Source organism: Alkalibacterium olivapovliticus (assembly GCF_003003275.1).
GTDB lineage: Bacteria > Bacillota > Bacilli > Lactobacillales > Carnobacteriaceae_A > Alkalibacterium > Alkalibacterium olivapovliticum.
The window spans coordinates 1-1,306 of record NZ_PVTO01000076.1; the positions used below are offsets into that span (position 1 = coordinate 1).

Consider the following 1,306-nt stretch of genomic DNA (forward strand, 5'->3'; position numbering starts at 1 on the left):
TCGTAAATTTCAAGTTTAAGTTAGCCACTTAGTTAACAAATTTTTCTAGGTTAATAATCACTTGTTTAATTGGTAGTGGAACACATTCATCATCATTCACTAAGCACTATCGTGCTTAGGCAACCTGGGACAGAGAACGTAGAGCGTTGGCAAAACAGTCATGCGGTGTTTGATAACCGAGTATCTTCCGTGGGTAGTCATTCATCCATTGTTGTATTCTCAAGCATTGGGTCTCACTATATTGACTAATGGCTTTCCCTTTTGGAATATATCGGCGAATAAATTTGTGCTGGTTCTCACTCGTTCCTCTCTCCCATGAAGCATAAGGATGGCTGAAGTACACATCAAGTGTTTCTTTAAGCGCATCATGAAGGCCGGCAAACTCAGAACCGTTGTCAGAGGTAATGGTTTTAAATACTGTTGAGAAGGTATCACCCGCTCGATGTTGTAACTGACTGATCGCCTGATCCACAGACTCCTTATCTTTACCCTTGATTTTTAGGATGATTTCAAAGCGTGTTTGACGTTCAACTAACGTTAATAAAACAGAATCAGTTTTCACTTTATTCCCTACGACGGTATCTATTTCCCAGTGACCAAAGGTTTGACGGTCGTCTATCTCTGCTGGTCGTTGTTCAATGGATTTTCCTAAAACACGTTTGTTTATTCGGCTTCTATAAGAAGAGTCTTTTGGTTTGCGCGACAGCTTTTCAAGTAAATCCATATTTTTGGTTTTCATGATGCCTTTGTCAATCCATCCATAAAGAGTGGTTGTACAAGGAATAATAGAAGGATCAAACAAGTCCTGTGTCCTAGCAAATCCAACGACAACATCTGGAGACCATTTTTCCTCCAGTATTTTATCATCTGCCCACTCAATGAACGCATCCGTATCAGCCCATTTTGGCCTACGGCCAGAGTTCAATCGGTGCCTATCGTAAGCTGCTTGTCCAGCATCAGGATCGTATATAGTCGTATAGTAATCATAGACTTTACCGTTTTGTTTTTGTCGTTTGAGCTGGGTGATGGTTCCGCGCTTTATTTCGTTATTAATTGTTTGTGGGACTCGACCTAATGCTCTGGCAACCTCACGATTGGAGTAGTTTTCAGTCTTTAATATAGCTATTTGAGACCGCTCTGAATAAGATAAGTGTTTTCCATTGCGTGCTAATGTGTTATCGTTAGAGTGCGTCATGTGAATTCATCCTGTCTATTGAGAGTTAGTGGTAACTTCAATATAACATGAAATTCACATGGCGTTTTTTATATGTTAGCCTGAGTGGCTAACTTCATTATAAAATCCAGC

Annotated in this window: 1 protein-coding gene; it reads right to left on the reverse strand. The window is 40.1% G+C overall.

Going from position 1 to position 1,306, the window contains the following annotated elements:
• Nucleotides 1–115 precede the first annotated feature (115 nt).
• On the reverse strand, nt 116–1,195 hold the full coding sequence (locus CLV38_RS13585; RefSeq protein ID WP_106196526.1) for an IS30 family transposase: 1,080 nt from the start codon (nt 1,193–1,195) through the stop codon (nt 116–118).
• Nucleotides 1,196–1,306: the final 111 nt, after the last annotated feature.

Excerpts from the sequence above, each read along its gene's own strand:
- CLV38_RS13585 (WP_106196526.1), bottom strand. The coding sequence starts at position 1,195 with ATGACGCACTCTAACGATAACACATTAGCACGCAATGGAAAACACTTA.